Source organism: Corynebacterium antarcticum (assembly GCF_016595285.2).
GTDB classification, from domain to species: Bacteria; Actinomycetota; Actinomycetes; order Mycobacteriales; family Mycobacteriaceae; genus Corynebacterium; species Corynebacterium antarcticum.
This window is the reverse complement of the sequence record NZ_JAENIP020000002.1, coordinates 584118-603119: the sequence shown is the minus strand read 5'-3', so window position 1 is coordinate 603119 and position 19002 is coordinate 584118. Positions and strand designations below refer to the sequence as shown.

At 67.7% G+C, this 19002-nt stretch carries 16 protein-coding genes; 9 read left to right on the top strand and 7 right to left on the bottom strand.

Going from position 1 to position 19002, the window contains the following annotated elements:
* Positions 1 to 76: 76 nt before the first annotated feature.
* Positions 77 to 367: a YrhK family protein gene (locus tag JIM95_RS06855; protein WP_234034353.1), complete on the bottom strand. Its 291-nt coding sequence runs from the start codon at positions 365 to 367 to the stop codon at positions 77 to 79.
* Between the two features lie 93 nt (positions 368 to 460).
* On the opposite strand from JIM95_RS06855, the gene JIM95_RS06850 reads away from it, so the two are divergent.
* The 4 genes from JIM95_RS06850 (at position 461) to JIM95_RS06835 (ending at position 2974) form a co-directional block, all read left to right on the top strand.
* A complete protein-coding gene (locus JIM95_RS06850) occupies positions 461 to 1078 on the top strand; it encodes a Maf family protein (protein WP_200255911.1) in 618 nt (205 codons plus the stop codon).
* A 50-nt stretch (positions 1079 to 1128) separates the two neighbouring features.
* A complete protein-coding gene (locus tag JIM95_RS06845; RefSeq protein ID WP_200255910.1) occupies positions 1129 to 1794 on the top strand; it encodes a peptidylprolyl isomerase in 666 nt (221 codons plus the stop codon).
* A gap of 73 nt (positions 1795 to 1867) precedes the next feature.
* Positions 1868 to 2467 (top strand): hypothetical protein, encoded by a 600-nt coding sequence (locus JIM95_RS06840; protein ID WP_200255909.1) that lies wholly within the window; start codon positions 1868 to 1870, stop codon positions 2465 to 2467.
* Positions 2468 to 2524: 57 nt separating this feature from the next.
* Positions 2525 to 2974, top strand: coding sequence for a DUF3151 domain-containing protein (locus JIM95_RS06835; RefSeq protein ID WP_200255907.1), 450 nt, complete (start codon positions 2525 to 2527; stop codon positions 2972 to 2974).
* A gap of 72 nt (positions 2975 to 3046) precedes the next feature.
* On the opposite strand, the gene JIM95_RS06830 is transcribed toward JIM95_RS06835, so the two are convergent.
* Positions 3047 to 4111 (bottom strand): Cj0069 family protein, encoded by a 1065-nt coding sequence (locus tag JIM95_RS06830; protein ID WP_200255906.1) that lies wholly within the window; start codon positions 4109 to 4111, stop codon positions 3047 to 3049.
* A gap of 305 nt (positions 4112 to 4416) precedes the next feature.
* Here JIM95_RS06830 and JIM95_RS06825 point away from each other — a divergent pair, with 305 nt between their 5' ends.
* From JIM95_RS06825 to glpK, 5 genes are all read left to right on the top strand, one after another.
* Positions 4417 to 5358, top strand: a complete 942-nt coding sequence (locus tag JIM95_RS06825) for a sulfurtransferase (protein ID WP_200255904.1) — start codon at positions 4417 to 4419, stop codon at positions 5356 to 5358.
* A 261-nt stretch (positions 5359 to 5619) separates the two neighbouring features.
* Complete coding sequence (locus JIM95_RS06820) at positions 5620 to 7392, top strand: acetyl/propionyl/methylcrotonyl-CoA carboxylase subunit alpha (RefSeq protein ID WP_200255902.1); 1773 nt, start codon at positions 5620 to 5622, stop codon at positions 7390 to 7392.
* Positions 7393 to 7482: 90 nt separating this feature from the next.
* On the top strand, positions 7483 to 7980 hold the full coding sequence (locus JIM95_RS06815) for a DUF1707 SHOCT-like domain-containing protein (protein ID WP_200255900.1): 498 nt from the start codon (positions 7483 to 7485) through the stop codon (positions 7978 to 7980).
* Between the two features lie 59 nt (positions 7981 to 8039).
* Positions 8040 to 8429, top strand: a complete 390-nt coding sequence (locus tag JIM95_RS06810) for a hypothetical protein (RefSeq protein WP_200255898.1) — start codon at positions 8040 to 8042, stop codon at positions 8427 to 8429.
* A gap of 35 nt (positions 8430 to 8464) precedes the next feature.
* Entirely contained in the window at positions 8465 to 9997 is a 1533-nt protein-coding gene (gene glpK / locus JIM95_RS06805; RefSeq protein ID WP_200256117.1) for a glycerol kinase GlpK, read from the top strand.
* Positions 9998 to 10200: 203 nt separating this feature from the next.
* Here glpK and JIM95_RS06800 read toward each other — a convergent pair whose 3' ends face one another.
* The 5 genes from JIM95_RS06800 to prpD form a co-directional block, all read right to left on the bottom strand.
* Entirely contained in the window at positions 10201 to 10806 is a 606-nt protein-coding gene (locus tag JIM95_RS06800) for a Fic family protein (protein ID WP_200255896.1), read from the bottom strand.
* A 603-nt stretch (positions 10807 to 11409) separates the two neighbouring features.
* Positions 11410 to 14808: a pyruvate carboxylase gene (locus tag JIM95_RS06795; protein ID WP_200255894.1), complete on the bottom strand. Its 3399-nt coding sequence runs from the start codon at positions 14806 to 14808 to the stop codon at positions 11410 to 11412.
* 256 nt (positions 14809 to 15064) lie between these two features.
* Complete coding sequence (locus JIM95_RS06790) at positions 15065 to 16216, bottom strand: bifunctional 2-methylcitrate synthase/citrate synthase (RefSeq protein WP_200255892.1); 1152 nt, start codon at positions 16214 to 16216, stop codon at positions 15065 to 15067.
* Positions 16217 to 16378: 162 nt separating this feature from the next.
* A complete protein-coding gene (gene prpB, locus JIM95_RS06785) occupies positions 16379 to 17293 on the bottom strand; it encodes a methylisocitrate lyase (protein WP_200255890.1) in 915 nt (304 codons plus the stop codon).
* Positions 17294 to 18799, bottom strand: coding sequence for a 2-methylcitrate dehydratase PrpD (prpD, locus tag JIM95_RS06780; protein ID WP_200255889.1), 1506 nt, complete (start codon positions 18797 to 18799; stop codon positions 17294 to 17296). It lies immediately after the preceding gene.
* Between the last annotated feature and the right edge of the window lie 203 nt (positions 18800 to 19002).

Sequence of the window (19002 nt, the reverse complement as noted above, 5' to 3'; positions counted from 1 at the left end):
GTCCCGGAGAGCCCGGTGTGGCGAACCGGATTCTACCCCGGCCCCCGGCCCGCCGTTTCCCACCGGAGTGTGGGGATCATGCCTCCGCGGCGAGGTCGCCGTAGTCCCTGATCCTCAGGAGATGCCATTCACGGACGAGGCTGATGCAGGGCCGGACTCCGAACAGGACTGAACCGATGAGGAACATCCAGGTGGCGATGGTCGTGGTCGATTCCCGGAAGAAAAGGATCGAACCGATGACGAACAGTACGGCGGCGGCCACATCGACGACGGTGTAGGCGATGGCGTACCACGCGTAGATCCGCTTGCTGGCCGGGGAACAGGTCGCGTTTCCCGGATCGAACATCTTGCTGCTCAGTGCACTCATCTCCTCGTCGTCCGAAGGGTCGGGGCACTCATGCTAGCACCATCGCTTCACCCACCGTTGCCGCTCCCGGGAACCGGGCAATAGAGTCGGGGCATGAACATCGTCCTCGCATCCGCGTCCTCCTCCCGCCGGTCCATCCTCAATTCGGCGGGGGTGGAGCCGGTCATCCATCCCGCCGACATCGACGAGGACGCGCTGATCGCCGGGTTGCCGGAGGCCGAACCCGGCGATGTGGTCGCAGCCCTGGCGGAGGCGAAGGCACGGAAGGTCGCACCGGATCACCCGGACGACATCGTCATCGGGTGTGACTCGATGCTGCTCCTCGACGGTGAGCTGCAGGGCAAACCGCACACCGCGGCCGCCACGGCGGAACGCTGGCGGCGGCAACGGGGGCGGACCGCCGAGCTCATCACCGGCCACTGTGTCGTCGGCCCCGGGGGAGCCTGCAGGGTCACGGTCTCCCGCACATCGGTGGTGTTCGCGGACGTGTCCGATGCGGACATCGAGGCATACGCCGCGACGGGGGAACCGTGGCAGTGCGCCGGGGCCTTCACCCTCGAGGCTCTGGGCGGCTGGTTCATCGACCGGATCGAGGGGGATCCGTCCAATGTCATCGGCCTGAGTCTCCCCGTCGTCCGGCGCGCGATCTACGAGCTCGGCCACGACGTGAACCGGTTCTGGAACCTGCCGGCCCGATCATCCGTCCGATGACCCGGGCACGACGGTTCACCCGCCCGGACCCCGGCCGCTAAACTCCGGGTATGAACAACACCAGGACAGTCCTATCCGGCATTCTCGCCGCCACGGCATTCTGCGCCGCGGCCTGCGGTTCGACCGACAGCCCGGATCCCGCGACCACGGCAGCCGCGGGAACCTGCGCGTACACGGTCTCCCGGGCGGCGGCGAAGGACGTGGCCCTGCCCCCGTCTGAGCCGGAGGGCGGCACTGTCTCCATGACGCTGGAGACCAGTGCCGGTGAGATTCCGGTGAGCCTGGACGGTGACCGCGCACCGTGCACGGTCAACGCGATCTCCCATCTCGCCCGGGAGGGCTACTACGACGACACCATCTGTCACCGGATCACCACATCGGGTATCTACGTACTGCAGTGCGGGGATCCCACCGGGACGGGAACCGGCGGACCGGGATTCACCTACGCCGACGAGTACCCGGTCGGCTCGGGCGAGTCGCCCACGTACGCGGCCGGGGTGCTGGCGATGGCGAATGCGGGCCCGGGAACCAACGGATCCCAGTTCTTCATGAATTACGCCGACTCCCCGCTGCCACCGAGCTACACGATGTTCGGCACCGTGGAGCCGGACGGGATGAAGGTTCTCGCGGAGATCGCCGGGAAGGGGGCGGCCGGCGGCGCCGCGGACGGTGCGCCCGCCGAGGAGGTCCGCATCAACCACGTCCGGATGAACTGACGGAGAAGCCCCGAAGGGGTGCCCGGCGGCATGTTCGGTGCAGCGTACCGCCGGGATTGTTAGGCTCGGGCCCATGCAGCAGTTCCTGGCTCTCCTCGGTGCGCTCGGTGCGGTACTGACGCTCATCGCCCAGCTCCTCGCAGGATCCCCCGACACCGGGCTCGGATCATCGACGGGCTCCTCGTTCCTGGAAGCCCCCGCCGTCATCGTCACGGATGACCTTGAGGGTGTACGGGTCAACGGCATCACCGTCGGGCAGTCCCTGGTCCGGGTCCGGGCGCTGAACGACGACTTCCCCGCGACGGGCACCCCGGTGTACCTCGAGAACGGGGATGCGCGGATCCGCCACGACTTCGGGGGAGCTGAGTACTACGTCGATGACGGGTCGGTGATCACCCGCATCGGGATGCCACACACCCCCGAGGGCATCGGCAGGGGATCGAGCCTGGCGGAGGCGACCGCCACCTACGGGAGTCCGGTCCACGGATACGGTTCCTCCAACGGTGGACGGTACGCCGTCTACGTCGCGGATGAGCGGCTGAATCTGGCGTGGATCTTCGAGTACGGCGGAACAACCGTGCAGTCGGTCTATCTGGATGATTCCCTCGGGCGGATGCGCGGGGACGCCGAGGCCGCATCCGGTGCGATGCTCCCCCGGCAGGGATCCAGCTAGACGGGATCATCGCGGTGCACCGCATCGGGACGACGCGGACCACGTAGGGTTGGCGGCATGAACCAGTTCAAGGACATGCTCGCCCCACCGCCCGTCACACTCCCCGAGGATCCGGCGGCCGCCGCGGTCGCCGACACCCCGGACGACATCTCGGTTCTCGCGGCGAAGGCGCGGCAACACCCTGATTCCCCCCTGGTCTGGGCCGTACTGGCGGAACATGCGCTGGCCACGACCGCCACCGATTCGGCGTCCGACGTGGACGCGATCACCGCCTACGCGCTGTCGCGTACCGGATACCACCGAGGGCTCGACAGGCTCCGCGGGAACGGGTGGAAGGGGTTCGGCCCGGTACCCTATGCACACGAACCGAACCGGGGTGTGCTGCGCGCCATCGCCGCTCTCGCCCGCGCGGCCCGCCTGATCGGCGAGGACAACGAGTACGACCGGTGCCGTGCCCTGCTCTCCGATTGCGATCCGGAGAGCGTGGCCACGCTTCTCGGCCCCTGACAGGTTCAGGAAAAGACCACCCGCCGACACTCTCGCGTCGGCGGGTGGTCTTTTCACGTCATCCGGGGTGTGTCAGGCGCGGTTCTTGTCCTCGACGCGCTTGATGGCCTCTTCGGCGACGAGTTCCTGGATCCCCATGTCCAGCTCGGAGGTGAACCCGACGCAGGAGCAGTTGATCTCGCCCAGGACGTAGTCGTCGCCGCCGTCGGCACCGTCGGCGAGCATGAAGTCGGCGGTCCAGATCAGCGGGATGTTGTCGCCGCCGAGCTTCTCGGCGATGACCGGGCGGGCCGCGGCGAACTGGTCGATGAGCTCCTGCCATGCTTCCGGCTTATCGTAGGTGTACTTCGCACCGGAGAACAGGGTCGCGGAGAAGTTGTCGCCGCCGGCGGCGGGCTTCTTGTGCACGACGAAGACGGGGTGGGGTCCGACCAGGAGGATGCGGATCTCGCCCTCGACGATGCGCGGCATGAAGCGCATGTCGACGAGCATGCCGTTGTCGCCGATGATGTACTGGTCGCAGAAGTCCATGAACTCGCCGAGCTCACGGACCTCGGTGTGGTTGTCCACGGCCTCGGTGCACTTGAGCTTGGTGTCGAGGGGCAGGGACGTTCCGGGTTCGACGGAGGCGGCGAGCTCCTTGTCGACGAGCTGCACACGCCAGATCCCGGATCCGGTGGAACCGCGGTTCTGCTTGAGCACGCGCTCACCGTAGGACAGGGAGGACGGGAACGTTGCGTGGAAGTTCTCGACGTCGTAGTACGCGTAGGTGTCCTCGGGGACGAGATCGGTGTCGGCGAGCTTCACGAGCGCGTCCTTGGCGCCGTAGGACATCATCTCGTCAGGGCGGGACATGCCCACGAGACCGGCCTCATCGGACAGCCGGGTCAGAAGATCGAAGTAGCCGCGCTCGCCACCGGGGATGTTCCCGGGGTTGACGCGCGAGATGTAGGCGTCGAAGTTGTTCGACACGTACTCGAAGAGGGCATCGGCCCACTCCGGGCGGTAGAAGACGACCTCCGCGTCCCATCCCTTCTCGCGGATGGCGCGGACGATGGGCATGGTGTCCTTGCGGTGGCCGTCGATGAACTTGTCGGAGCCGCCTTCTACCTCGAAAACGACGATGCTCTTGCGCACGTAATCTCTCCTTGTTTCTTCGGGTGTTTCAGTTGGTGCGGGATAATGTGCCCGTGGTTGCGCCGCTCCGTATTCCGGTGTCCCGGAACCCGACCCGACGCTCCCCCGGATTCCTCAAGGCTATGTCAGATCGGGGGGCTGCACCGGGGTTGCGGAAACAACGTAACTAAGCCCACACCACCTCCACCCGCGTGCCGTGAGCTGCACGACATAATATGCTTGGGCCAGACGTGCGCCACACAGCGCTCAACATCCGGCGACCTCCGCCGTTTGCCGCATCCGAGAGCCACGAAGAAGAGGAACCGATGTCCGCAGCATCCGATCAGAACCCGCCGACCGCCACCCCCGGGTCACAGGAGAAGCAGGGCTACGCCCACCCGGACCGCCTCGTCGAGGCCGCATGGCTGAGCGCCCGCCTGGGCGGCAAGGGCCTCAAGGTCGTCGAGTCCGACGAGGATCTGCTCCTCTACGACATCGGACACATCCCGGGGGCGATCCGGATCGACTGGCGCCGGGAACTGAACGATCCCGTCCAGCGCGATTTCATCAGCCCGGAGGCGTTCGCGGAGCTGATGCGGTCCAAGGGAATATCCAGGGACGACACGGTGGTCATCTACGGGGACCGCTCCAACTGGTGGGCGAGTTTCACCCTGTGGGTGTTCGAGCTCTACGGCCACCCCGACGTCCGCCTCCTGAACGGTGGACGGGACGCCTGGATGGCCGAGGAACGGGAGACCTCCTACGTCGTCCCCGAATACCCCCGCACCGACTACCCCGTTCCGGAACGCAGGGAATCGGAGTTCCGTGCCTTCGTCGACGACACCCTCGCGCAGATCGGAACCGGCCCCCTCGTCGATGTCCGCTCCCCCGCCGAGTACACCGGCGAGCCGGTCCCCGCGGACTCGGCCCCCTGGGAATTCGTCATGCGCGACGGCCACATCCCGACTGCGGTGAACATCCAGTGGACCCGGTCCGTCCACCCGAACAGCCGCTTCCGGTCCCGCGAGGAACTGGAGGAGATCTACTCGGGTCTCGACCCGAAGGAACCGACGATCGTGTACTGCAGGGTCGGAGACCGCAGCGCCCACACCTGGTTCGTCCTGAAGCACCTGCTCGGTTTCGAATCGGTGCGCAACTACGACGGCTCCTGGATCGAGTGGGGCAACATGGTTCGGATGCCGATTGCAGTGGGAGAGGAGCCGGGAGAAGCCCCGAACGCCACCCCCGGCGCCCCCACCCGTAAATGAACAGCGTTCAACTCCGCTGTTCACACGACGCCCACCATCACCCCCTCCCCCCGAAGTGACGGAAAAGCTACCCCAGATACAGTATTCCGGCCCAAAGCAGGCCCCATATTGTGCAAGAATGTGGGGTATCCCGAAATTCGACCGTGACGTGTCTGCTACGCGTCACAGCCGAACCCCACGGTAAAAATGTCAGGCCCGCCCACGTCCGCCCCGTCGGGGTGCGCTCGTCGGTGGCGCAGCAATCTATCAGGAGTGTTTTCAGTGACCGTCGAGACGAAGAAGATCACCAAGGTTCTGGTGGCCAACCGCGGTGAGATCGCCATCCGCGTTTTCCGGGCCGCCCGGGACGCAGGCATCGCCAGCGTCGCCGTCTACGCTGAGCCGGACGCGGACGCGCCGTTCGTGACCATGGCAGACGAGGCCTTTGCCCTCGGCGGACAGAACTCCGCCGAGTCCTACCTCGTCTTCGACAAGATCCTGGACGCCGCCAAGAAGTCCGGCGCGGACGCCATTCACCCAGGCTACGGCTTCCTCTCCGAGAACGGTGAGTTCGCGCAGGCCGTCATCGACGCCGGACTCATCTGGATCGGCCCCTCCCCGCAGTCCATCCGTGACCTCGGCGACAAGGTCACCGCACGTCACATCGCGCTGAAGGCCAACGCCCCCATGGCGCCGGGTACCAAGGAACCGGTCAAGAACGCCGAGGAGTGTGTCGCCTTCGCCGAGGAACACGGCCTGCCCATCGCGATCAAGGCCGCCTTCGGCGGCGGCGGCCGCGGCATGAAGGTCGCCTACGAGATGGAGGAGGTCGCCGATCTCTTCGACTCCGCGACCCGTGAGGCCACCGCCGCGTTCGGTCGCGGCGAGTGCTTCGTGGAGCGCTACCTGGACAAGGCCCGCCACGTGGAGTGCCAGGTCCTCGCCGACCAGCACGGCAACGTCATCGTCGCCGGCACCCGTGACTGCTCCCTCCAGCGCCGTTTCCAGAAGGTCATCGAGGAGGCCCCCGCCCCCTTCCTGACCGACGATCAGCGCAGCCGCCTGCACGAGTCCGCGAAGGCCATCTGCCGCGAGGCCGGCTACTACGGTGCCGGTACCGTCGAGTACCTCGTCGGCGCCGACGGCCTGATCTCCTTCCTCGAGGTCAACACCCGTCTCCAAGTCGAGCACCCCGTCACCGAGGCCACCACCGGCCTAGATCTCGTGCGCGAGCAGTTCCGCATCGCGGAGGGCGCTGAGCTGCACCTGAAGGAGGACCCGAAGCCGCGTGGCCACGCCTTCGAGTTCCGCATCAACGGCGAGGACGCCGGCAACAACTTCATGCCGGCCCCCGGCAAGGTCACGAAGTACGTCGAGCCCTCGGGCCCGGGAGTCCGGATGGACTCCGGCATCGTCGAGGGGTCGGTCATCGGCGGCCAGTTCGACTCCATGCTCGCCAAGCTCATCGTCTTCGGTGAGACCCGTACCGAGGCGCTCGAACGCTCGCGTCGTGCTCTTGCCGAGTACGTGATCGAGGGTCTTCCCACCGCGCTTCCCTTCCACCGTCACATGGTCGAGAACCCCGCCTTCGTCGGCGACGAAGAGGGCTTCGACGTCTACACCAAGTGGATCGAGGAGGAGTGGGAGAACACCATCGAGCCGTTCGTCGATCCCGCCGACGCGGAGGATGAGGACGAGTCGATCCCCGCCAAGAAGGTCGTCGTCGAGATCAACGGCCGTCGCGTCGAGGTCGCTCTGCCGGGAGATCTCGCGCTCGGTGGTGGCGCCGCCAAGAAGAAGGCCAAGAAGCGCCGCGCCGGCGGTGCGAAGAAGGCCGTCTCCGGCGATGCGGTCGCGGCCCCCATGCAGGGCACCGTCATCAAGGTGAACGTCGAGGAGGGCCAGGAGGTCAACGAGGGTGACACCGTCGTGGTCCTCGAGGCCATGAAGATGGAGAACCCCGTCAAGGCCCACAAGTCCGGTACGGTCACCGGTCTCGACTGTGAAGCCGGCGCCGGCGTCAACAAGGGCGCCGTCCTGATGGAGATCAAGTAGCACTTCCCCGCTCCAGCACAAACGCCTCTCCCGGGATCCCGGGAGAGGCGTTCCCCATTCACATCCACCACTCAGCGTTACACTGGACCCATGGATCACGATGTTCCCAGACAGTCACCCGCTCCCAGTCTCGTTCCCCCGTCACGGGAGACCCGAATAGGTGACGAGGACCGCGCCAGGGCCCTGGATCTGCTCGCCGGATACCTCGAGACGGGCCACCTCACGATCTCCGATTTCGAGGAACGGTCCGCCGCTGTACCCGGCTGTCGGACGGCCAGCGATCTGGAGATCATCCTCGCCGATCTACCCGCCCGCGGCGACGCCCAACGTTCCACGGAGCGCGTCACCGCACGTCCGGCATCCGGCCGCGTGTCCGGGCTCCGCTTCCGGATCGGCATCTTCCTCGCCATCGGTGTGGTCTGTATTACCGCCACCGTCGCGACGGAGAGCCCGGCGCCACTGGTGGTGTGGGCACTCAGCGCCATCGCGCTGTTCATCCTCAACGTCGGTCCCGACAGCTGGTACACACCCTCACTACGGCAGCTCGAGCGCCGCAACCGTCGCCCCGGCGGAGACCGCGGGGACTAGGGCCTCCACTTCCCGGAAACCTCGTTCTCCCGGGTGGGTCGTTCCGTAGACTGGGACGCATGGAACCGATGGAGATCAACGGCGGCAGGTTCTACGCCCGCCCCCTGCACGACGACGACCGTATCGACGACCGCCCGGCGCTCGGTGAGGTGTTCGGGAGACCCGTGGAACCGGATTTCGTCGACCGGGCACGCGCGGACTGGACGGCCGACCGGGCCTACACGTGGGCGATCTGCGAGCAGACCTCGGTGTTCATGCTCGCCCTCGCCACCCTCACCCTCCACGGGGACGGCGAGGCGAGCCTGGAGGTGCTGCCCGCCGGCGACCCGGACAGAATGCTGCCCAACGACCCGACCCTCCCCCCGAAGTCCGTGGGCGACGGCGTCATCGAGGGGACCGGAACCGTCGAACGCTGGGCCCGGGGCTTCCGCGGACTGACTCTCCGATGAGTTCCGGCCGTGGCGCGATGAGCGAGGTCGGCGAGATGGTCAGCCGGGTCACCGGCCGGAGCCGACGCAAGCGGAACCGCGACCGGAGGGACGCGGCGATCATCGCGGCGCTCGACCACGGCACCACATCGACACGCTGCATCCTCTTCGACGCCCGGGGCAACGCGCTCGCGACGTCGCAGCTCGAGCACCGGCAGATCTTCCCCCGGGCGGGCTGGGTCGAACACGACGCGACCGAGATCTGGGCGAACACCAGACGTGTCCTCGCCGACGCGGTGGCCCGCTCGGACGCGCACCCCGGAGACATCACGACACTCGGCATCACCAACCAACGGGAGACCGTCGTCGTCTGGGACGCGGCGACGGGCACCCCGGTCCACAACGCGATCGTCTGGCAGGACACCCGTACCAAGCAGATCTGCGCGGGACTCGACCCAGACCTGTTCACCCGCACCGGCCTTCCGGTGTCCACCTACTTCTCCGGGCCGAAGATCGCCTGGATCCTGGACAACATTCCGGGTGCACGGTCCCGCGCGGAAGCCGGCGAGCTGCTCGTCGGCACGATGGACACGTGGCTGGTGTGGAACCTGACACGGGGCGAGCGGCACATCACCGACGTCACCAACGCCTCCCGCACCATGCTGATGGATCTGGAGACGCAGACGTGGGACCCGGAGCTGTGCGTGGCGCTCGGGTTACCGGAGTCGATGCTGCCGGAGATCGTGCCGTCCTCCGGCGACCTGGGGACGGTGACCCGCACGGGTGACTTCTCCGGGGTTCCGATCGGCGGGATCCTGGGCGACCAGCAGGCGGCCACCTTCGGACAGGCGTGCCTCGAACCGGGCGAGGCGAAGAACACCTACGGCACGGGGAACTTCCTGCTGCTCAACACCGGTACGGAGGTCAAGCGCTCGGAGCACGGACTGATCTCGACAGTCTGCTACCGGATCGGCGACGAGCCCACCGTGTTCGCCCTGGAGGGCTCGATCGCGGTCACGGGTTCACTGGTGCAGTGGCTGCGCGACAACCTGGGGATCATCCGCACCGCACCGGAGGTCGAGCGGCTGGCCCGAACGGTCGACGACAACGGCGGCTGCTACATCGTCCCGGCGTTCTCCGGACTGCTGGCCCCGCACTGGCGCGACGACGCCCGGGGCGTGATCGCCGGCCTGACCCGCTTCAACAACAAGGGGCACATCGCCCGCGCGGCACTCGAGGCCGTGGCCTACCAGACCCGGGAGGTCGTTGAGGCGATGAACGCCGACTCCGGGGTTCCGCTGACCGCACTGCGGGTGGACGGCGGAATGGTGGCCAATGAACTGCTCATGCAGTTCCAGGCCGACCAGCTGGGCGTCCCGGTGACGGTGCCCGCGGTGCACGAGACCACAGCTCTGGGTGCGGCGTACGCCGCCGGGCTCGCCGCGGGGATCTACTCCTCCACCGACGAGATCCGCACGCTGTGGCGGGAGGAGCAGACCTATCAGCCGACGATGCCGGAAACCGAGCGGGAGAGCCTGTACGCGGGGTGGCACAAAGCGGTGGAACGGACGCTGAACTGGGTGGACTAGCCGGCCTGCCGGCGTCCGATCCCCTCCGCGACGTCGTCCATCAGTTCCAGGACGGCGGGCGCCGACACGCCCGGTGCCGCTTCCCGATCTGCTACGGCACGACTGTCCCCGCCTCCTCCGGAGACGACGGTGCCCGCCGTGCGGTGATCCCGGCGCAGCCGAGGTTGTCCGCACCGTGATGACGTCGACCACCGATTGCGAGGTCAGGAGATCGCAGATCTTCCGGTCAGCTGCGTCCGCCCGTGAGGTGAGCCGTGGTTACCCCCTTCCATGTCACGTATGCAACGGAGTTCAGCGGCGGTGTCCGCACCGAGTTCAGCAGCCTGGTGTGCACACGTTGTGGACAACCGGACGACGGGTTCGGGATCGCCTGCACGATAGGCCGTCAGGGCGACGGAGTAGTCCACGACCCGCGTGAGCGGTCGCGCGGAGAGCGGTAGCGCCGCGGTCGCCGTCAGACCGGCATTGCGCAGCAGCACATGGACGAGCGCCCGCCCTGTCCTGCCGTTGCCGTCGGCGAACGGGTGGATCGTCTCGAACTGCGCGTGCGCCACCGCGATCTTCGCCAGCGCCGGAAGATCCGTCCGCCGCATGAACGCACAGAGATCGTCGATGAGGTCGGGGACCGTGGCACTATCGGGGGCGACGAATTCCGCACCTGCGGGGCTGAGATCCGACCCACCGATCCACACGGGTTCACCACGGAACAGGCCCGCGATCTCCGGGTTGGTGCGCTCCATCAGTATGCGGTGCATCTCGAGGATGGTCCCGGGATTCAGTGGATCGACCGTCCGGGACGCCAGCTCCATGGCTCCGGTGTCGGCGACGACCTCAGGTGCGTCGCCCCGCGAGCCGGGTTGACCGGTGCCGAAAAAACTCTTCCTCGACCAGTTTCCGCGACGAGACGGTCAGGCGTTCCATCCGCTTCGCTACGGAGCAGCAGGGCGGTGAACGGCAACGGTGAGGTGTGCCGGGCGGCATCGAAGCGGACAATCTCCGGGGTCGTCACCTCCATCCCGGTGAACAGATCCGTCGGGGGGGAGAGCGTCGCACCTGAGATCTCCGGACCACCGATTCCCGGTGGGTGGCGGGGAGCCGTGTGCGCTGGCGGGTGGACGACAGATCGGTGTTGCGGGGTTTCCAGGGGTGTTCACGGGTGTGGACACGGGCCATCCCCGTGGCCATGTCCACACCTCCTCCGGTCTCCTCCACTCCAGCAATGAACGAACAGTTGTCCGGTCACGTGTCACGGGACTACCACCGGTGAACACTTGGGGCTCAACTGTTCACCGTCCTCCCTTCCGGGGACAGATCCGCCGGTTGACGACCACGATCCCGCGCAGACGGGCGCCCCCGTCCCCGACGATGGCGGTCAGGGACAGGGGCGTGCCGGGTTGGTCTCTGTGGCGGGTCTACTCCGCCGGATCGATGACCACGAGCAGGTCGCCCCCCTCCACCTTGACCGCGGCACCGAGGACGACGCGACTGATCGTGCCTGCGACCGGCGCGGTGATGGTGGCCTCCATCTTCATGGCCTCGATGACGGCGACCGGATCACCGGCGGCGACGGCCGCGCCCTCCTCCACGTTCACGGTGACGACTCCGGCGAACGGCGCCGCGACGTGACCCGGGTTCGAGGTGTCGGCCTTCTCCGCCTCGGGAGTCTCGGACTTCACGGCACGGTTGCGGACGCGGACCGGGCGGATCTGGCCGTTGACCGTGCAGACGACGGTGCACATGCCCTTGGAGTCCGCCTCGGACACTGCGTCGAGACGCACGGTGATCTCCTGACCCGTACGAAGCCGGACGGTGATCTCCTCCCCGTGCTCCAGTCCGTAGAAGAACTGGTTGTCGCAGAGCACGGTGGTGTCACCGTGCAGGCGGCGGTGCTCGGCGAGTTCCTTCGCCGGAGCCGGGAACAACAGCCGGTCGAGCGTGGCGCGCCGTACCATCGGATCCTCGTCCGAGAGCAGTGCCGCGTCATCGTCGGAGACCGGGGTGAGGGTGGAGGGCTTCTCCGCACGGCCCTCGAGGGCACGGGTGCGCAGCGGCTCGGGCCAGCCGCCGGGCGGGGTGCCGAGCTCGCCGCGCAGGAACGCGATCACCGAGTCGGGGATGTCGTACTTCTGCGGATCCGCGACGAAATCGGCCGGGTCGACGCCCGCACCGACGAGATGCAGCGCCAGGTCACCGACGACCTTGGAGCTCGGGGTCACCTTCGTCGGGCGGCCGAGCATCTCGTTCACCGCGGCGTAGTTGTCCTCGATGAGCTCGAAACGGTCGGCCAATCCGAGTGCCGTGGCCTGGGCGCGGAGGTTCGACAACTGACCCCCGGGGATCTCGTGGTGGTAGACACGCCCGGTGGGTCCGGGGGTTCCGGACTCGAAGGGTGCGTAGACGCGGCGGACGGCCTCCCAGTAGGGCTCGAGGTCACAGACCGCACGCATGTCGAGCCCGGTGTCGTGCTGGGTGTTCTCGAACGCTGCGACGATCGCGGACAGGGACGGCTGGGACGTGGTTCCGGACAGCGGAGCCGAGGCGCCGTCGATCGCGTCGGCGCCCGCGGTCACCGCGGCGATGTAGGTGGCCAACTGGCCACCGGCGGTGTCGTGGGTGTGCACGTGCACCGGCAGGTCGAACTCACTGCGCAGCGCGGAGACGAGGTTCGCCGCCGCGATCGGGCGCAGCAGACCCGCCATGTCCTTGATCGCGAGGACGTGGGCCCCGGACTCCACGATCTGTTCCGCGAGCTTCAGGTAGTAGTCGAGGGTGTAGAGCTTCTCCCTCGGACTGCTCATGTCACCGGAGTAGGCCATGGCGACCTCCGCGACGGCGGTGCCGGTGGACAGGACCGCGTCGATCGCGGGACGCATCTGGGAGACGTCGTTGAGTGCGTCGAAGATGCGGAAGATGTCGACGCCGCTCCGCGCGGCCTCGTCGACGAAGGCGTCGCAGACGGTGTCCGGGTAGGGCGTGTAGCCGACGGTGTTGCGGCCGCGCAGAAGCATCTGGATATTCACGTTGGGCATCGCCCGGCGCAGTTCATCGAGCCGCTCCCACGGATCCTCGAAGAGGAAACGCATCGCGACGTCGTAGGTCGCTCCGCCCCACGCCTCGACGGACAGGAGATCGGGGGTGGAGTGGGCGACGTGGCGTGCGGCGTCGACCAGAGCACTGGAGCGGACCCGGGTCGCCAGCAGGGACTGGTGTGCATCGCGGAAGGTCGTCTCGGTGACCGCCACGGCGCGCTGGGCGCGCAGCTGCTCGGCGAAGGCCTTCGGCCCGAGCTTCAGCAGCCGGTCGCGGGAGCCCTCGGGCAGCGGTGCGTCGAGATCCAGGGTGGGCAGCTTGTCCGACGGCAGCGGTGCCTCGGGGCGGGGACCGTGGGGACGGTTGACGGTGGTGTCCGCCAGGAAGTTCAGCACCCGGCCGGCCTCGTTGTCCGCGGGCGGGGCGGCGAGCAGCCAGGGGTGTTCGTTGATGAAGGAGGTGTCGATCCGCTTCTTCTGGAAATCCGGTTCCCGCAGCAGTGCGCGGAGGAAACCGATGTTCGTCGCGACACCCGCGACGGTGAACTCGGCCAGCGCACGCTGGGCACGGGTGACCGCGGCGGCGAAATCGCCGCCACGACAGGTCATCTTCACCAGCATCGAGTCGAAGTGCGCGGTGATCTCGCCGCCGAGCTGCGCCGCGCCGTCGAGACGCACACCCGCGCCGCCCGGGGAGCGGTAGGCGGTGACGATACCGGTGTCGGGGCGGAACCCGTTGCCCGGGTCCTCGGTGGTGATCCGGCACTGCAGGGCGGCGCCGTTGAGTTCGATGCGGTCCTGGGTCAGACCGAGCTCCTTGAGCGTCGCACCTGCGGCGAGCTGCAGCTGGGCCCGGACGAGATCGACGAGGGTGACCTCCTCAGTGACGGTGTGCTCGACCTGGATCCGGGGATTCATCTCGATGAAGACGTGTCGGCCCTGCTCGTCGACGAGGAACTCCACGGTGCCGGCCCCGGTGTAGTTGATCGACCGGCAGAACTTCACGGCGTCGGCGCAGATGGCCTCGCGCTGTTCCTGGGTGATGTGCTGCGCGGGGGCGATCTCGACGACCTTCTGGTGGCGGCGCTGCACCGAGCAGTCGCGCTCGAAGAGGTGGACGACCTCGCCGGTGTGGTCGCCGAGGATCTGCACCTCGATGTGCTGCGGTTTGATCACCGCGCGCTCGAGGTACACCCGGGAATCACCGAAGGCGCTCATCGCCTCGCGGGACGCCTCGGCGGCGAGAGCGGCGAGCTTGTCGGGCGACTCGATGAAGCGCATGCCGCGCCCGCCGCCTCCGGCGACGGCCTTGACGAACAGCGGGTACTCCTGCCCCTCCGCCTGGCGGACGATCTCGTCGATGTCGTCGGTGGGCGGGGACTCGTTCAGGGTGGGCAGCCCGGCGCGGCGGGCCGCGGCGACGGCCTGCGACTTGTCGCCGGTGAGGTCGAGCACCTCGGGGGATGGTCCGATGAACGTGATGCCGTTCTCCGCACACTCGCGCGCCAGCTGGGCGTTCTCGGAGAGGAAACCGTAGCCCGGGTAGATCGCGTCAGCCCCGGAGAGCTTCGCCACCCGGATCATCTCGTCGATGTTGAGGTAGGCCTTGACCGGAGAATCGTCCTTGCCGATCAGGTAGGCCTCGGTGGCGTGGCTCCGGTGGAAGGAGTTGCGGTCCTCCTGCGGGTAGACCGCGACGGTGGCGGCACCGACCTCGTAGGCGGCGCGGAACGCCCGGACCGCGATCTCACCGCGGTTGGCTACCAGTATCTTCTTCAGCATCTCGTCTGCTTCCTTGGAACTAGAACTGTGGATCACGGAACGGGTCGGATCCCGCCTGTGTCGGTCGGGGCCGGAACCGGGCTGCGGGACACCGGGGCATCACCCCGGTGAGAATGACGGTGCGCCACCGCCGGGAGCGACAGTGGCGCAGGACACTTTCAATCTAGCAAGTGGCGGGCGTCTCCCGCAGTGGTTTGGGGCGCCCCCACCATCCCGGACGACCGAGAACGGGATGGTGGGGACGGGTCTTGTGGGATCAGGCGGCTCCGGAAACCGGGACGTCCCGCTGGGAGTGACCGTGGTAGGCCGACAGGGGGCGGATCAGCCGGTTGTCCTCGCTCTGCTCGATGATGTGCGCGATCCACCCGGTGATCCGCGCCATGACGAACAGCGGGGTGAAGAACTCGACCTCGAAGCCGAGCAGGTAGTAGGTCGGGCCGGAGGGGAAGTCGAGGTTCGGCTTCATTCCCTTCGCCTCGTCGACGGTGGCGGCCATCCGGTCGTACATCTCGACCCACTTCCCGCCGTCGTGGTTCGCGGCCAGCGCCTTGAACGCGGCCTCCATCGTCGGCACGCGGGAGTCGCCCTTCTTGTAAACGCGGTGCCCGAAGCCCATGATGAGCTGCTTCTTCGCCAGTGCGTCGGTGACCCACTGTTCAGCCTTGGCGGGATCCCCGATCTCGAGCATCGTGTGCATGACGGCCTCGTTCGCGCCACCGTGCAGCGGCCCCTTGAGGGCACCGATCGCCGCGGTGATCGCGGAGTAGCTGTCCGACATGGTGGATGTCGTGACGCGGGCGGTGAAGGTGGAGGCGTTGAAGGAGTGCTCCGCGTAGAGGATCATCGACACATCGAATGCGTGGATGTCCTCGGGATTCAGCGCGGGCGACCCCTCTCCCCTGCCGAACGCCATGGAGAGGAAGTTCTCCGAGAAGCCCAGCTCAGGGTCCGGCGCGATGAACTCCTGACCACGGCGGCGGCGCATGTCCAGGGCGACGATGGTCGGCAGCTTGGCCAGCAGGTGCATACCGCTGTCGCGGATGTGCTCGGAATCGCGGCTGTAGGCGTCCGGGTCCTGGGTGCCGATCCAGCTCACCGCGGTGCGGAGCACGTCCATGGGGTGGCAGGTGGTCGGGAGTCCGCGGACCAGATCAACCAGACCAGGCTCGAGTTCGCGGAGTGAGCGCTCGCGGTTGGAGAACTCCCTGAGCTGCTCCGGCGTGGGCAGTTCGCCGTGCCACAGGAGGTAGGCCACCTCCTCGAAGGTGCAGTTCGCGGCGAGATCCTGCACGGGATAGCCGCAGTAGGTGAGCGAGTTGGTTTCGGGGACGACCTTGGACACCGCGGTGGAGTCGACGACGACGCCACCGAGGCCTTTGTGGATGGTCGGCTGGGTGTTTTCGGACATGACTGATACTCCTCGGAGGTGAGCTGGTGCAGTGCGGGGGTTGCTGATCGACGTCCGCCTGGGTCGCGGCGTCGCTTCCGGGTCGCTGGTGTCGGCGTTGTCCGGGAAAGTCTGTGGGTGGGCCGGCCCCGAAATGTCAGGAACGGGGCCGGCCCCGTCCACCTAGTCGCCCGGAGGTCGGCGGTAGGTGAACAGCTTCTGGTCGAAGACGTTGTACTCGGCGTAGCGCAGGAGCTCGTAGAGCCGGGAGCGGTGCTGCATCCGGTCGAGCCACCCGGTCTGGGTACCCGTCGCGGCGATGTCGGCGAGGGCGTCCTCGACCTGCCCCATCGCGATGCGGAGGGTGGTGACCGGGTAGATCACCGCGTTGTAGCCGATGTCCTCGAGCAGTTCGGCGCCGATCAACTCGGTCTTGCCGAACTCGGTCATGTTGGCCAGCAGTGGGATGTCCACGGCGGCCCGGAACTTCTCGAAGTCCGCCGGGGTGCGGAGCGCCTCGGTGAAGATCATGTCCGCACCGGCGTCGGCGTAGGCCTTCGCCCGTTCGATGGCGGCGCCGATCCCCTCGGTACCCGCGGCGTCGGTCCGGGCGCAGATGACGAAGCTGTCGTCACGCCGGGCGGAGACCGCCGCACCGAGCCGACGCACCATCACGTCCGTCGGGACGACCTCCTTGCCGTCGAGGTGGCCGCAGCGCTTGGGGTTGACCTGGTCCTCCAGGTGGCAGCCCGCGATCCCGGCGTCCTCGAGTTCGCTGACGGTGCGGGCCGCGGACATGGGCTCACCGAAGCCGGTGTCGGCGTCGACGAGGACGGGCAGTTCCGTGGCGCGGGCTATCTGCCGTGCACGTCCGGCGACCTCGGTGAGGGTGGTCAGTCCGATGTCGGGAAGGGCCAGGTCAGCGGCGACGACGGCGCCGGAGACGTAGACGCCCTCGAAACCGGCGTCGGCGATGGCGCGGGCCACCAGCGGGGAGAACGCCCCGGGCAGCCGCTGGATGCGGTCACCCGCGAGTCCCGCGCGGAAAGCCCTGCGCCGTTCGGTGGGGGTGGTTGCGGCGGAGAACAGGTTGGTCATCTAGAACAGCCCCTCCGGGGTCTCGGGTGCGCGGGCCAGCACATCATCGGTCAGTTCGATGTTGAGCTGGTCGAGCTCGCCGGCGCCGAGGTCGTCGAGCCGCTGGACGACGTCGAGGAAGCGGTCCTGCTCCTCGGCGGGGACCACGCCCTCGGCGAGGGTCCGGAACTTGTTGATGTACTGCTCGCGGGCGAAGGGGCGGGCGCCCAGCGGGTGAGCGTCGGCGATGGCGAGCTCGTCCGTGATGACGGTGCCGTCCTTCAGCGTGACCTCGGCACGGCAACCGAAGGCCTTCTCGTTGGGGTCCTCGGCGTGGTAGCGACGGGTCCACTCCGGGTCCTCCACGGTCGAGATCTTCCGCCACAGCTCGATGGTCTCCGGGCGGTGCGCACGCTCGGGTGCGTAGGAGCGCTCGTGGTGCCAGTCGCCGTCCTCGAGGGCCACGGCGAAGATGTACATGATCGAGTGGTCGAGGGTCTCACGGGAGGCGTCCGGGTCGAACTTCTGCGGATCGTTGGAGCCGGTGCCGATGACGTAGTGGGTGTGGTGTGAGGTGTGCAGCTCGATCTTCTCCACCCGGGTGAGGTCGCCGATCCGCTCCCGCATGCGGCGGGCCAGGTCGATGGGCGCCTGGGACTGGTACTCGGCGGAGTGCTCCTTGGTGAAGGTGTCGAGGATGGCGCGCTTCTCCTCGCCCGCGGTGGGCAGCGGGATGGTGTAGCTGGCCTCGGGGCCGCCGAGCATCCAGGCGATGACGCCGTCCTCACCCTCCCAGATCGGGGCGGGTGCGCCCTCCCCGCGCATGGCGCGGTCGACGGACTCGATCGCCATCTTTCCGGCGAACGCCGGAGCGAAGGCCTTCCAAGAGGAGATCAGGCCCTTGCGGGACTGGCGGGTCGCGGTGGTGGTGTGGAGCGCCTGGCCGATGGCCTGGTACACGGTCTCGTCATCGAGGTGCAGCAGGGTTCCGAGGCCCGCGGCGACGGAGGGGCCGAGATGAGCGACGTGGTCGATCTTGTGCTCGTGGAGGCACATGCCGCGGACGAGGTCGACCTGGATCTCGTAGCCGGTGGCGATGCCGCGGATCAGGTCATGGCCGGTGGAGCCACGGTGCTGGGCGACGGCGACGATCGGCGGGATGTTGTCGCCGGGGTGGGAGTACTCGGCGGCGAGGAAGGTGTCGTGGAAGTCGAGTTCGCGGACGGCGGTGCCGTTGGCCAGGGCGGCCCACTCGGCGGAGTAGGTGCCCGGCACACCGAAGACCCTGGCGCCCCCCTTGTTCGTGGGATGAGCGGTGGCCTGCCTGCGGGCGACACTGACGGGGCGGCGGAGGACGGAGGCGGCGGACACCGCGGCGTTGTCGATGATCCGGTTGATGATCATCTCCCGGGTGTCGTCCGGAACCTCCACCGGGTCGGTCGCCACTTCGGCGATCCGCTGTGCGAGGTGTTCACCGCGGGGGAACTCCTCCGCGGAACGGCGGGTGCGGACTTCGATGTTCTCCATGTTCTGTCCTAACGGGGTCGGGGCCGGCGCGCTGCGGCGTCTCGGATGGTCAGTCACCGCCACACCCCCGTTAGGAGGTATGAAACGGATATCTTGTTGCCCGACTATACAGTGGTCCACAACCCCTCCAAGCTGCGGAAACAGCATAATCCTGCGGTACGTAAACGGCCTTTCCGCAAAGTTTGCGGAAACGTCAGGCCACA

Coding starts and splice junctions, on each gene's coding strand:
- prpB (WP_200255890.1), bottom strand. CDS start 17,293: ATGACCAACCTGTTCTCCGCCGCAACCACCCCCACCGAACGGCGCAGG.
- JIM95_RS06800 (WP_200255896.1), bottom strand. CDS start 10,806: ATGGAGCTGGCGTCCCGGACGGTCGATCCACTGAATCCCGGGACCATC.
- prpD (WP_200255889.1), bottom strand. CDS start 18,799: ATGGAGAACATCGAAGTCCGCACCCGCCGTTCCGCGGAGGAGTTCCCC.
- glpK (WP_200256117.1), top strand. CDS start 8,465: ATGGTCAGCCGGGTCACCGGCCGGAGCCGACGCAAGCGGAACCGCGAC.
- JIM95_RS06840 (WP_200255909.1), top strand. CDS start 1,868: ATGCAGCAGTTCCTGGCTCTCCTCGGTGCGCTCGGTGCGGTACTGACG.
- JIM95_RS06855 (WP_234034353.1), bottom strand. CDS start 367: ATGAGTGCACTGAGCAGCAAGATGTTCGATCCGGGAAACGCGACCTGT.
- JIM95_RS06825 (WP_200255904.1), top strand. CDS start 4,417: ATGTCCGCAGCATCCGATCAGAACCCGCCGACCGCCACCCCCGGGTCA.
- JIM95_RS06810 (WP_200255898.1), top strand. CDS start 8,040: ATGGAACCGATGGAGATCAACGGCGGCAGGTTCTACGCCCGCCCCCTG.
- JIM95_RS06815 (WP_200255900.1), top strand. CDS start 7,483: ATGGATCACGATGTTCCCAGACAGTCACCCGCTCCCAGTCTCGTTCCC.
- JIM95_RS06790 (WP_200255892.1), bottom strand. CDS start 16,216: ATGTCCGAAAACACCCAGCCGACCATCCACAAAGGCCTCGGTGGCGTC.
- JIM95_RS06835 (WP_200255907.1), top strand. CDS start 2,525: ATGAACCAGTTCAAGGACATGCTCGCCCCACCGCCCGTCACACTCCCC.
- JIM95_RS06850 (WP_200255911.1), top strand. CDS start 461: ATGAACATCGTCCTCGCATCCGCGTCCTCCTCCCGCCGGTCCATCCTC.
- JIM95_RS06845 (WP_200255910.1), top strand. CDS start 1,129: ATGAACAACACCAGGACAGTCCTATCCGGCATTCTCGCCGCCACGGCA.
- JIM95_RS06795 (WP_200255894.1), bottom strand. CDS start 14,808: ATGCTGAAGAAGATACTGGTAGCCAACCGCGGTGAGATCGCGGTCCGG.